10 protein-coding genes and 1 pseudogene are annotated in these 13443 nt (G+C 33.4%); all 11 read left to right on the top strand.

The genetic code is table 11. The features are described from left to right. Positions 1 to 380: 380 nt before the first annotated feature. Complete coding sequence (locus tag HMPREF3247_RS04875; protein WP_001566819.1) at positions 381 to 1658, top strand: pyruvate MFS transporter; 1278 nt, start codon at positions 381 to 383, stop codon at positions 1656 to 1658. 219 nt (positions 1659 to 1877) lie between these two features. Then, positions 1878 to 2081 carry a hypothetical protein gene (locus HMPREF3247_RS14935; RefSeq protein ID WP_001038963.1) on the top strand — a complete coding sequence of 68 codons (204 nt, stop codon included), beginning with the start codon at positions 1878 to 1880 and terminating at the stop codon, positions 2079 to 2081. 397 nt (positions 2082 to 2478) lie between these two features. Beyond that, on the top strand, positions 2479 to 4296 hold the full coding sequence (locus HMPREF3247_RS04865; RefSeq protein WP_025174382.1) for an FUSC family protein: 1818 nt from the start codon (positions 2479 to 2481) through the stop codon (positions 4294 to 4296). A 143-nt stretch (positions 4297 to 4439) separates the two neighbouring features. Then, positions 4440 to 4856 (top strand): DUF2188 domain-containing protein, encoded by a 417-nt coding sequence (locus HMPREF3247_RS04860; RefSeq protein ID WP_001112246.1) that lies wholly within the window; start codon positions 4440 to 4442, stop codon positions 4854 to 4856. Between the two features lie 276 nt (positions 4857 to 5132). Then, on the top strand, positions 5133 to 5825 hold the full coding sequence (locus HMPREF3247_RS04855; protein ID WP_000289142.1) for a GTP pyrophosphokinase: 693 nt from the start codon (positions 5133 to 5135) through the stop codon (positions 5823 to 5825). Positions 5826 to 6005: 180 nt separating this feature from the next. Next, complete coding sequence (locus HMPREF3247_RS04850) at positions 6006 to 6758, top strand: MerR family transcriptional regulator (protein WP_000073991.1); 753 nt, start codon at positions 6006 to 6008, stop codon at positions 6756 to 6758. A gap of 164 nt (positions 6759 to 6922) precedes the next feature. Then, positions 6923 to 7603 (top strand): GntR family transcriptional regulator, encoded by a 681-nt coding sequence (locus tag HMPREF3247_RS04845; protein WP_000220919.1) that lies wholly within the window; start codon positions 6923 to 6925, stop codon positions 7601 to 7603. A gap of 24 nt (positions 7604 to 7627) precedes the next feature. After that, positions 7628 to 9181: a gluconokinase gene (gntK, locus tag HMPREF3247_RS04840; protein WP_000876636.1), complete on the top strand. Its 1554-nt coding sequence runs from the start codon at positions 7628 to 7630 to the stop codon at positions 9179 to 9181. A gap of 115 nt (positions 9182 to 9296) precedes the next feature. After that, positions 9297 to 10655: a gluconate:H+ symporter gene (locus HMPREF3247_RS04835; RefSeq protein ID WP_000481412.1), complete on the top strand. Its 1359-nt coding sequence runs from the start codon at positions 9297 to 9299 to the stop codon at positions 10653 to 10655. A gap of 382 nt (positions 10656 to 11037) precedes the next feature. Continuing rightward, a pseudogene (locus HMPREF3247_RS04830) lies at positions 11038 to 11140 on the top strand (hypothetical protein). After that, positions 11124 to 13443: fibrinogen-binding adhesin SdrG C-terminal domain-containing protein (locus HMPREF3247_RS04825; protein WP_257245480.1), on the top strand; the 2320-nt coding region annotated here is incomplete at its 3' end. The pseudogene HMPREF3247_RS04830 and the gene HMPREF3247_RS04825, both read left to right, overlap by 17 nt.

The following is a 13443-nucleotide window of genomic DNA, read 5'->3' as shown; positions in this document are numbered from 1 at the left end:
GTCAATAAATGATCATCTAAATAACGGCGCTGCACAATGAATGGTTAATGTATTTATATGCAATATATAATGAATCTCTAAAATGTAAGAAAGCTTACAATATACGTTTTAAAACACTATGGTTGCAGTATTTTTAATTAACAAATGATAGGCTACTATGTAACTAAAAGTTTCTTTATATAGTTTTAATAGCAAAAGTTAAGCGGAATTTAATAAAATTTTTATAGATTCTATTGTAAACGCTTTCCATGTCTGATAATATTATAAAAAATAACTTTGGTACAATTTTGTGACAAAGTAGGGGTGGACATGCCAGATGTCCGAAAATTTTAACGTTTCAGGGTAAGCTTTTAAAATTAATTAGGGAAGTAGGAATAGTTATGAAGGAAAAACGAACTAACGTAAGGTGGATGTTCGCGCTTGCGTTCTTCTTTATTGGGGTTATTGCGTATATGGATAGAGCAAACATTTCATATATCGCTAAACAAATGATGGATGATTTAGGGATGACCAAACCACAATTTGGTTTATTGGCATCATTCTTCTCTCTAGGTTATGCATTAATGCAAGTACCATCGGGTATGTTGGCTGAAAAATTCGGTCCACGTAAGATGATTACAATTGCATTAGTTTGGTGGAGTGCATTTACAATCTTAACGGGTATGATTAAGAACCACGGTTTAATTTATTTAGTGAGATTCTTATTTGGTGTGGGTGAGGCGCCAATGTACCCTTCTAATGCTGTGTTTAACTCATTTTGGTTCTCTAAAAATGAAAAAGGTAGAGCATCAAGTGCATTATTAGCAGGGTCATATTTCGGACCGGTATTAGCACCAATAGTTACAATTGCTATTGTTAACGCATTTAACTGGCAAGCAGTATTCTACATTTTTGGTGCAATAGGGATTTTAATGGCTGTATTATGGGCGATTATTGCCAAAGACTTACCTGAGCAACATAGAATGGTTAACGAAGCGGAGAAACGTTTCATTATGGAAAATCGTGATATCGTAGCTACTGAAAAGTCATCACCACCATGGAATGATTTCTTTAAACGTTTTAGCTTCTATGCAATTGCAATTCAATACTTTGTTGTACAATTTATCATTACATTATTCTTAATTTGGTTACCGACGTATTTAGCAGAAGTATTCCACGTTAACTTTAAAGAAATGGGCATTAGTTCATTACCTTGGTTATTAATGTTCTTCTTAATATTATCAGCAGGTGCAATTTCTGACCGTGTATTAGGATTAGGGCGTTCAAAATTCGTAGCTAGAGGTGTAATTGCAATCGCAGGATTTATTGTATTTGCAGTTTCAATTATCTTTGCTGTACATACAGGAAATTTATATGTAAGTATTTTCTGGTTATCACTAGGTCTTGGTGGTATCGGTATTTCAATGGGTATGAGTTGGGCTGCAGCAACTGACTTAGGACGTAACTTCTCTGGTACAGTATCAGGATGGATGAACTTATGGGGTAATATAGGTGCATTAATCAGTCCGTTATTAGCAGGTTTATTCGTAGAACATTTAGGTTGGACAATGACATTCCAATTGTTAATCATTCCAGCAGTAATCGCTGTGATTATGTGGTTCTATGTGAAACCAGATCAACCTTTAATTGTTAGTGATGATAAAGCAATAGAAAAATAATTTAAACAAGCAATAAGTCTTCATTTAATGGGGATTTATTGCTTTTTTAATACGTAAAAAGTGAAGTTATGCTATTTTGCATAGATATATGAATCCATTACAAATTGTATGGATCATTGTTACAGTGATAATGATATATTGAACTAGAGTGAATTCCAAAGTGTAAGTATATAATTCGACATCTAAATTTAAATATATAAACATTTGGAGGAGACATGAATGAACAAAAATTTAGAGAAATATATTAAAAGTTTACCTATTTTAGGAATAATTACAAGTGTATTTTTAATTATCCTATACTTTTTCATATGGCATGCGGATGGTAATTTTTATGTGATTATTTTATATTGCTTAATACCAGTTTTTGTTAATACATCTTTGTATCTACTTCACACGTTCATGAACCATTTTTTAAAGAAATAAAGTACTGTAATTCTAAGTAATTAATGTGAAAATTAACGTTAACAGCGATCTCAAGCATTCTCTATAGATTACACTTTTTAATGTTCTAGACCAATATGATGGCTGCAACACGCATCAAATTATGAATGAAATGCACCTTTTCAAAATTTTTAGAATTTAATTTAAAATGCGTTAAAAAGATTTTTAAAGTTATATAATTACGTATAAGGTGTTATAATAGCAAATGCTGCTTAATTATAATTTATAGTAGCGAATTAAATTTATGTATACTAATAAAAAATTATGGAAATATTTTCGCAATGGAAGGAGACGTCGTAATGACATCTTTTTGACATCACTTATTAAAATCAATCGACAAAACTTAGATTTTTATAAAGGGATAAGACAAGGTTTATTAATGATAATCCCTGCTTTAATTGGATATTTATGTGGTAATTTTCAATTTGGATTACTTGTTGCAACCGGAACATTGGCGCATATTTATGTGTTTAATGGGTCTGCTAAATCAAAGATTAGAACTGTAATTATATGTAATTTAGCCTTCGCCATTTGTATGATTTTAGGTACACTAACGGCTACAACGCCATTAGTTTTTGGTTTGACCTTGCTCATTGTCACGGTTATTCCCTTTTACATTTTTACAGCTTTGAAAATTGCAGGACCATCATCTACATTTTTCATCGTAACATTTAGTCTTCCTATTAATTTGCCGATAGCACCAGAAGATGCATTGTATAGAGGCTTTGCCATTATTTTAGGTGGAATCTTAGCCACTTTAATGGTGTTACTAACAATCTTCCTATCTAAAACGAAAGCAGAAGAACAAGCGATTCGAAATGATTTCACGCTAATCTCGAAGTTATTACATCATTATAATGATAAAGATAAATTTTTAAAAGTTGCTACTTCAGCGGTAAATGTATTTAAAGCATCAGATAAATTATTGATTACTTCAAATTCAAGTAGTGGAAAATTGAGCTCACGCTTTCAAAAGTTACTATTGTTGCATACATCTGCACAAGGTATTTACTCTGAATTGTTGGAATTAAATGCTAAAAATATAAGACCATTACCGGTTGAATTGATAGAAATGATGGATTACATTACTCAACAACTAAGTAATCCTAACCAACAGATGGATTATTGGCGTAAAGAAGTTACCGTGACGAATGATTTTGAAAATTTATTTAATCACATTTTGAAAATTGACGAAATAGCACATGCAAATTCTGAACGTATTGAATATGAAGCAGATATTCATAAGCCGCTTTATAGTAAACGAATTTATCAAAATTTAACATTAGACTCTATTGTCTTTCGTAATACATTGCGATATGCCGTCATTATGATGGTGGCAATATTTATTGCACTGATGTTCGATTTCGACAAAGCGTATTGGATACCGTTATCTACACATACGGTATTGTTAGGTACTTCGACAGTTCATGCGATTGAAAGAGGTATGGCACGAGGTCTAGGAACAATGTTTGGTGTATTAGTGCTTTCAATCATATTATTCATTTCAATACCAACACCAGTTGCAGTTGTACTTATGGGTGTTGCCGCTTTATTTACTGAAGCATTAGTTGCTGCGAACTACGCAATAGCTGTAGTCTTTATTACTATCCAAGTTATATTAATGAATGGTTTGGCATCAAGAAATTTATCTATTGATATAGCCTTTCCACGAATGACAGATGTAACGATAGGAATCATCATAGCTATTATAGGCTTATTTGTTCTTGGTCAACGTACTGCATCAGTACTGCTTCCAACTGTAATGGCTGAAGTAATCCGTAAAGAAGCAACAATTTTTCATTATTTGTTCTCTGAAAATAAATATAAAGATGAGGCTTATTTGAAAAATGAGGCAATAAACTTATCGGTGAAATTAAATAATATGACGCAAGTTTATCATGCTGCATGTGGTGAATTATTCAGTAATAAAACTATAGTTCGAAATTATTATCCGAGTATATTTGCAATTGAAGAAATAAGTTTTATGTTAAATAGAGCAATGACAAACGAGTCGCGTTATACGATAGATGAACAATTAATGGGTACGTATTTAGTTGTGTTCGAAAATATTGCGAAGCATTTTGAATTACAAGAGAACTTAACGATTAAAACTTTATCAGATTTGCCACAATACAATTATATTCAAACAGCATTAATGCATATTCAAGAAAGTAGTATAGAAGTAAATGAAAAGTAGTTTGAACTGTGAATTTAGTATGTCAGTCTCACGTTTGTCTGAGGTTATTGTGAAGGAAGTCTAAAAAAATTGTGTTTAATATGTTTCATTTTATAATTATGGTGGTATATAACATGAATTATAACATATTGGAGGTTTAGGAAATGCCCTGTACATTGAAAGGTTACCCCGAAAAATGGAAGGAATTTGAAACATTAAAACGAGAAAAAGCGATAGAAATTGCGAATGCAATGTTGAGAGAAGGATATCTTGAAAAAGATGTTATTCCTATCGCAACGAAAAAAGCAAAAGATTGGTATCGAACGCTATCGAAAGAAGAAATCAAAGCATTAGAAGAAGAAAACATCGTACAATTCCATACAGCAACAATGGAAAAAACAGAGGTGGATAGTGAAGATGCAACAACTGATAATGAAAAACGTATTCAAGAAGTATCAAATCAAAATAAGTCAAAATTTAATATTGAACCAAATGAAAGTGAAAGTAGTGGCGTTCGCCAAAGAGAGTCAATTATTGATGGTCCACATGCAAAAGCTGTGGGATCATTTAAAGACTTATAATATTTCAATCAATTAAACACTTGTGCCTATATGAAGGTAACAGGTGTTTTTTACTATGTTCCAAAGTGTTAGAGGGCAAACAATCAATGGTTATTTTCTGAATTGATTGCTTCAAAGTTTTAACAATTTGAGTTATACATAAATCGTTCGTGTATTTTTTACAAAGAAGTATTAAAGGATTTTTTTGAGTCGGCCAAAAGTACGATAGGGTATTAGTATTATCTTAATAAAATGTCAGGTACAATAAAGGTGATTAAATTTCGGAGGTAAATATAAATGTATGTAGATCGAAAACCATCATTATATTTAGAAGATTTGCGACATGATTTTAAAAATAGTTTAAGTAAATTTGAAAATGGTGATGAAGCGTTTGATACATTATTAGGTTTTGTAGAATTAGATCATATTTATTCATCAGCCCTAAAAGAAATTAGTACAAAGTTAAGTATTTTAGATGATAATTTTAACCATATTTATAAACATAATCCTATCCATCATATGGAACGACGTGTTAAAGAAATGCGTAGTTTAATTGAAAAGCTAAATCGGAAAGGATTACAGATAAGTGCGCATGCGGCTAAAGAACATATTATGGATATCGCAGGTATTCGTGTTGTCTGTAACTACTTAGAAGATGTGTATTTAATTGAAGAAATGCTTTTGAAACAAGAAGACGTTCAATTAATAAAACGTAAAGATTATATTGAGCATCCTAAAGAAAATGGCTATCGCAGTTTACACATTGTTGTGTCGATTCCAGTATTTTTAGCAGAACGTGTTGAAATATTGCCAGTAGAAATACAAATTAGAACGATTGGGATGGATATGTGGGCAAGCTTAGAACACAAGATGCGTTATAAAAATAATGCTGAAACTGAAAAATATAGAGATTTATTAAAAGAATGTGCGACTGAAATTACTGATGTTGAAAACAAGTTACAACAAATTCATTCTGAAATCACGGATTAAAGTAAGTGCGCGATATTTAAATAATAGTCACAACGTTGCTAAATTTAAAGTTACTAAGTCAAAATGACAATAAATGAAATGCTTTGAATAATAAAATTCTAAAAAATAATAAAATATAGAAAAAGTACTTGCTTGTGACGTAAGGTCATCACATATGTTGAGGTTAGGAGGTGGAAATCTATGTCTAACTATTCAACTGGAGAACTCGCAAAGTTATGTAATGTAACAACACGAACAATTCAATATTATGATCGTAAAGGTATTTTGAAACCAGCAAGATTTACAGAAGGAAATCGTCGTCTTTATACAGAAGAGCAACGACAAACATTAGAGTTAATCTTATTACTTAAAGAGTTAGGTTGTGCATTAAGTGATATAGATATGTTGTTAAAAGGCGACAGTAAACTGAAGACGCTTAATGCTTTGCTCGTACTTAAACAACAAGAAATTGAACGACAAATTAAGCAACAACAAACGGTGTTAAACAAAATTAGTAATATTCAACATTATGTAAGTGATGAGTCGAAATCTCCAATATCACATCTTAAAGACATAGAAAATGTCATGAGTAAATCTGTTGAAATGAAAAGTATTCGTCGTAGCATATGGATTAGTGCTGGTATTATGGGAGTTATTCAATATTCAAGCATTATTAGTGCGCTCTTAATGAAAAACAAATGGCCGTTTATAATTGCGTTGCCGTTTATGATTGGATACGGTATTGGCATTACTTTATATTACCAACGTAAGGTCGCCTATTTATGTCCTAGCTGCCAACATGTATTCTCACCATCTTTATGGCAAGTTATCAAAGCTAAGCATACAGCGACAACACGTCGATTCGAATGTCCTAACTGTCATGAAACGCACTATTGTATTGAAGTGCCAAAAACACATTCGAACTCAGAAACTTTCTACACATCACAAGTATAAACTACAATTAAATCATTTATGTAACAGTGATCATCACCTTTGAGACGCTAATAATAAAGGGGTGGTCACTTTTTATACATTTTCAAGAAAGCGCTTGCAAACTCATAATAACTATATTAACATACTTGTATACAAGTATGGAGCGTTGTAAAGGAGGGAACTTGATGACGTATGGATATCCACAGAAATGGTTGGAAGGGATGACAACTGGAGAAGGTATCGCGGCAGAATTACGCCTAGGTATTGTGAATGGTCAAATTGCTGAAGGCACGTTACTCACTGAAAACCAAATGGCAAAGCAATTTAATGTAAGCCGTTCACCAATTCGAGATGCATTTAAATTATTGCAACAAAATCAACTCATTCAATTAGAAAGAATGGGTGCACACGTGTTGCCCTTTGGGGAGCAAGAAAAGAAAGAAATGTATGATTTGCGACTGATGCTAGAGTCATTTGCATTTTCACGAATTAAAAATCAAGATCAACAACCTATCGTCAAAGAAATGAAAAAACAACTTGAAATGATGAAAGTGGCAGTAAAGTTTGAAGATGCAGAATCGTTTACTAAGCATGACTTTGAATTTCATGAAACATTAATTAAAGCAGCGAATCATCAATATTTAAATTCATTTTGGAATCATCTAAAACCTGTGATGATGTCACTAGTTTTAACATCAATGCATCAACGCATGCAACAGAATCCACAAGATTTCGAACGTATTCACCATAATCATCAAGTTTTTATTGATGCGGTAGAACAATATGATAGTCAAATTTTAAAAGAAGCATTTCATCTTAATTTCGACGATGTTGGTAAAGATGTCGAAGGATTTTGGTTGAATTAAAATGAAAAGAAAGAAGGATTTGCAATGAAATACATGATTGGAGTCGATATAGGAACGACGAGTACCAAATCGGTCTTATATGATGAAAAAGGAATATTTATCATGAAACATCAAATCGGGTATGATTTGTACACCCCGAATGTTGATATCTCTGAAGAAAATCCAGATGAATTATTTGATGCAGTACTAATGACTATTAAATATGTTATGAGAGAATCCAAAGTTAGTAAAGATGACATTAAGTTTGTGTCATTTAGTGCTCAAATGCATAGTTTAATTGCAATGGATGAACAACATCAAAGGTTAACAAATAATATAACTTGGGCAGATAATCGAGCTGCAAAATATGCGACACTAATTAATGATGTGCATGATGGCAATGCAATTTATCAGCGAACAGGCACACCAATCCATCCAATGTCGCCTTTAGCGAAAATTTTTTGGATGAAACATGAATGGCAAGATGTGTTTCAACGTACAGCAATGTTTGCAGATATTAAAACATACATTTTCTATCATTTGTTTGATACATATATCATAGATTATTCAATGGCCTCTGCCACAGGGATGTTTAATTTAGAAACATTAGATTGGGATGTTGGTGCATTAGAACTGCTGGGTATTTCCAAGGAAATGTTACCAGAAATAGTACCAACAACTTATGTGATGAAAGGCATGAAAAAACGTTACGCAACATTAATGGGGCTTAATGAAGATACGCCTTTTGTCATTGGTGCTAGCGATGGTGTGCTTTCTAATTTGGGTGTCAATAGTGTTGGCAAAGGAGAAGTCGCTGTCACTATCGGTACATCTGGTGCGATTCGAACAGTGATAGATAAACCACGTACAGATTATAAAGGAAGAATATTTTGTTATGTCTTAACAGAAGACCACTATGTCATTGGTGGGCCAGTAAATAATGGTGGTGTCGTATTGAGATGGTTGCGTGATGAGTTACTAGCGAGTGAAGTTGAAACTGCGAAACGCTTAGGAGTAGATCCATATGACGTTTTAACTCAAATTGCTAAACGCATCAAACCAGGTGCTGATGGTTTAATTTTCCACCCATATTTAGCTGGTGAACGTGCACCACTCTGGAATGCAGATGCGAGAGGCTCGTTTTTCGGTTTAACTTTATCGCATAAAAAAGAGCATATGATTCGCGCGGCATTAGAAGGTGTACTTTACAATTTATATACTGTTTACCTTGCGTTAGTTGAAGTGATGAATGAAACGCCTAAGATGATTAAAGCAACAGGTGGTTTTGCGAAAAGTGGAGTGTGGCGCCAAATGATGGCAGATATCTTTGATACACAATTAGTAGTCCCAGAAAGTTATGAAAGTTCATGTTTAGGAGCGTGCGTACTCGGACTTAAAGCTATAGGTGAAATTGAAGATTTTTCAATAGTTTCATCTATGGTTGGGGCTACACACAATCACACGCCGATTGAAGAAAATGCAGCAATTTACCAAGAACTCGTAGCTGTTTTCATCAATTTAAGTCGTTCTTTAACAGAGAATTATGAACAAATTGCAGATTTTCAACGTCAACATATAGCTGAAAATAAAACGCAATAACTATGTAACTCGAGCATCTTAGATTCGTTGTTGTGACATGACTACTACATATTATGTAGAATACTTGCGCGACGACGGTATTACATTCTATTGAAAAGAGAAAGAGGGGAATGTCATGTTCAACGAAATATGGCCTTTAATCAGTGTAGTATTAGGAATCATCATTTTATTAGTATTAATTATCGGATTTAAACTAAACACATTTATATCATTAATCATTACCTCAATGATTACAGCGTTAATGCTTGGGATACCTCTAACTAAAATTATGGAAACAATTGAGAAAGGGATGGGCAGTACGCTTGGTCATATCGCACTGATATTCGGGTTAGGTGCTATACTTGGGAAATTACTTGCTGACGGTGGCGGTGCAACACGAATTGCAGACACTTTGATTCAAAAATTTGGTCAAAAACATGTGCAATGGGCGATGCTGGTCGCAGCGTTTGTCGTTGGTATTGCTTTGTTCTTCGAAGTCGGTTTAGTTTTACTAATACCATTAGTATTTACAGTAGCGAAACGTGCAAATGTTTCAGTATTAAAGCTTGGACTACCTATGGTAACAGCTTTGTCAGTAACACATGGCTTTTTACCACCGCATCCAGGTCCAGTTGTTATCGCTAAAGAATTAAAGGCAAATGTTGGTGAAGTATTATTATATGGTATGATTATTGCCATTCCAGTTACACTCATTGCAGGTCCGATTTTCAATAAAGTCGCACAAAAAATGATTCCGTCTGCATACACAAGAGAAGGAGATATTTCAGCGTTAGGTGCACAAAAAGAATTTACAGACCAAGAGATGCCAGGATTTGGCATGAGCTTATTAACGGCAACACTACCAGTAATATTGATGTTGATATCTACAATTACGCAACTTGTGACAGGGAATGCCAAACCTACAAATCTATTTGAATCTATTATTTATATGGTAGGGACAGCAGGAACAGCCATGCTTATTGCAGTATTGTTTGCAATCGTAACTATGGGCTTGATGAGAAAACGTAAGATGAATCATATTATGGAATCAGTGACGAATGCGATTTATCCAATCGGAATGATGTTATTGATTATTGGCGGTGGCGGTACTTTTAAACAAGTATTAATCGACGGTGGTGTCGGTAATACCATTGCTAAAATGTTTGAAGGCACAGAAATGTCGCCGATTTTACTAGCGTGGATTGTTGCAGCCGTACTACGTATCGCATTAGGTTCGGCTACAGTAGCTGCGATTTCAACTACAGGTATTGTCCTACCATTATTACAATCTTCAGATGTAAATGTAGCATTAGTCGTACTTGCGATTGGTGCAGGTAGTGTGATTTTGTCTCATGTGAACGATGCAGGATTTTGGATGTTTAAAGAATATTTCGGTTTAACTGTAAAAGAAACATTCCTGACATGGTCATTATTAGAAACGATTATTTCCGTTTCAGGTATCATCTTCATTTTATTCATTAGCTTATTTGTTTAACTAAATATTAAGTAGACGTGTTTTTAGACGATTATAGTAGATTGTCTTAAAACACGTTTATTTTTATGGAGAAAATCAGCTGAAATAGTTAAAAACCGAACGATATAAAAAGTATATTAGCTATTTTGGTGAAATGAAAGGCTTTTCATTATGTGATTTATCGAGCATCGTACAGACGATATTTGGGAAGTGTTTAGTATATTGTTTTAAATTAGATAATAATGAATTTAATTTAAAAAGTTAGTATAAAAAATACAAGCCTTGTGTTTCAAGGGTTCAAGATGATTTGCGTGCAATTTATAGTAGTTTTCCAAATGATAAAATTCCTAATTAACATAAAATTAATGACAATCTTAACTTTTTATTAACTTGAGTTTTTGCATTGCTTTTAAAAACCGAACAATATAGAATTGCATTTATTGAATTGAAAAAATTAATGAATTTTACATTTAAAGGGAGATTATTATAGTGAAAAACAGTCTTAGGTACGGCATTAGGAAACATAAATTGGGCGCAGCATCAGTATTTTTAGGAACAATGATCGTTGTTGGAATGGGGCAAGATAAAGAAGCAGCGGCATCAGAACAAAATACAACAGTAGAAGAAAATGGGAATTCAGCTACTGAAAATAAATCAAAACAAACAACTACAAACAATGTTAATAATATAGATGAAACACAAACGTATAGTGCGACATCAACAGAACAACCATCAAATGCAACACAAGTAACAGCAGAAGCAGCACCACAAGCGGTAGAGGCACCACAAACATCACAAGCACCACAAAAAGTACAATCAACAAATGTAGAAACAGTTAAAGAAGAGGTAGTTAAGGAAGAAGTGCAACCTCAAGTTAAGGAAACAGCACGATCTCAAGAAAATAGCGGAGATCAAAGACAAGTAGATTTAACACCTAAAAAGGTTACACAAAATCAAGGGACAGAACCCCAAGTAGAAGTGGCACAGCCAAGAACTGTATCAGAAAGTAAACCACGTGTGACAAGATCAACAGACGTAGCGGAAGCTAAGGACGCTTCAGAAATTAAAGGTACAGATGTGACAAGTAAAGTTACAGTAGAAAGTGGTTCAATTGAGGCACCTCAAGGAAATAAAGTAGAGCCACATGCTGGTCAACGTGTCGTATTGAAGTACAAATTGAAATTCGAAAAAGGTTTACATAAAGATGATTATTTTGATTTCACTTTGTCTAATAATGTCAACACACATGGTGTATCAACAGCGAGAAAAGTGCCTGATATTAAAAACGGTACGGTGGTAATGGCTACAGGTCAACTTCTTGGAAATGGGAAAATTAGGTATACATTTACAGATTATATTGATTATAAAGTAAATGTGACTGCTGATTTAGAAATCAATTTATTTATTGACCCTAAAACTGTACAAAGCAATGGACAACAAATAATAACTTCAACGTTGAATGATAAGGAAACAAGAACCACATTGCCAATTCAATATAATCCAGGTGTAAGTAATAGTTATGCTAATGTAAATGGATCTATTGAAACTTTCGATAAAGGGAACAATAAATTCACTCATGTTGCTTACATAAAACCACAAAATGGGCATAAATCAGATAGCGTTTCAATTACTGGTACACTAACTCAAGGTAGCAAAGCAAATGGAAATGCTCCTACTGTAAAAGTATATGAAGTCTTAAAGGATGCTAAAGAATTGCCAGAAAGTGTATATGCAAACATATCAGACTCTACAATGTTTAAAGATGTAACTCAGGAAATGAAAGATAAATTAAAAGTAGAAAATAATGGAAGTTATAAATTAGACATTGAGAAATTAGAAAAAAGTTATGTTATACACTATGATGGTGAATACTTAAGTGGTTCAGATCAAGTGAATTTTAGAACGCATATGTTTGGATATCCAGAACAGCAGTATAAATACTACTATACTCATTTGGGATACCAACTTACATGGGATAATGGATTAGTTTTATATAGTAACAAAGCAAAAGGTGATGGAACGAATGGAACAATAACAGAATCGAATAATATGACATTTGATGAAGAATATGGAAATGGAGTTATTACAGGTCAATACGATAAGAATTTAGTAACTACTGTTGAAGAGGAATATGATTCATCAACTCTTGACATTGATTACCACACAGCTATAGATGGTGAAGGTGGATATGTTGATGGATACATTGAAACAATAGAAGAAACGGATTCATCAGCTATTGATATCGATTACCATACTGCTGTAGATAGCGAAGCGGGTCACGTTGGAGGATACACTGAATCATCTGAAGAATCGAATCCGATTGATTTTGAAGAATCTACTCACGAAAATTCTAAACATCATGCTGATGTTGTTGAATATGAAGAGGATACAAATCCAGGTGGAGGTCAAGTAACAACTGAATCTAACTTATTAGAATTTGATGAAGAGTCTACAAAAGGTATTGTAACTGGAGCTATTAGCGATCATACAACAGTTGAAGATACGAAAGAATATACAACTGAAAGTAATCTTATCGAACTAGTGGATGAATTACCTGAAGAACATGGTCAAGCTCAAGGTCCAATCGAAGAAATTACTGAAAATAACCAGCATATTTCTCATTCTGGTTTAGGTACTGAAAACGGTCATGGTAACTATGGCATCGTTGAAGAAATTGAAGAAAACAGTCATGTTGATATTAAGAGTGAATTAGGTTACGAAGGTGGTCAAAATATTGGCAATCAATCATTCGAGGAAGATACAGAAGAAGATAAACCTAAGTATGAACAAGGTGGCAATATCGTAGATA

The sequence above is a fragment of the Staphylococcus sp. HMSC36A10 genome, from assembly GCF_001838845.1.
Lineage (GTDB): Bacteria > Bacillota > Bacilli > Staphylococcales > Staphylococcaceae > Staphylococcus > Staphylococcus aureus.
This window is presented reverse-complemented; position numbering and strand designations above follow the sequence as displayed.

Coding starts and splice junctions, on each gene's coding strand:
- HMPREF3247_RS04875 (WP_001566819.1), top strand. CDS start 381: ATGAAGGAAAAACGAACTAACGTAAGGTGGATGTTCGCGCTTGCGTTC.
- HMPREF3247_RS14935 (WP_001038963.1), top strand. CDS start 1,878: ATGAACAAAAATTTAGAGAAATATATTAAAAGTTTACCTATTTTAGGA.
- HMPREF3247_RS04865 (WP_025174382.1), top strand. CDS start 2,479: ATGATAATCCCTGCTTTAATTGGATATTTATGTGGTAATTTTCAATTT.
- HMPREF3247_RS04860 (WP_001112246.1), top strand. CDS start 4,440: ATGCCCTGTACATTGAAAGGTTACCCCGAAAAATGGAAGGAATTTGAA.
- HMPREF3247_RS04855 (WP_000289142.1), top strand. CDS start 5,133: ATGTATGTAGATCGAAAACCATCATTATATTTAGAAGATTTGCGACAT.
- HMPREF3247_RS04850 (WP_000073991.1), top strand. CDS start 6,006: ATGTCTAACTATTCAACTGGAGAACTCGCAAAGTTATGTAATGTAACA.
- HMPREF3247_RS04845 (WP_000220919.1), top strand. CDS start 6,923: ATGACGTATGGATATCCACAGAAATGGTTGGAAGGGATGACAACTGGA.
- gntK (WP_000876636.1), top strand. CDS start 7,628: ATGAAATACATGATTGGAGTCGATATAGGAACGACGAGTACCAAATCG.
- HMPREF3247_RS04835 (WP_000481412.1), top strand. CDS start 9,297: ATGTTCAACGAAATATGGCCTTTAATCAGTGTAGTATTAGGAATCATC.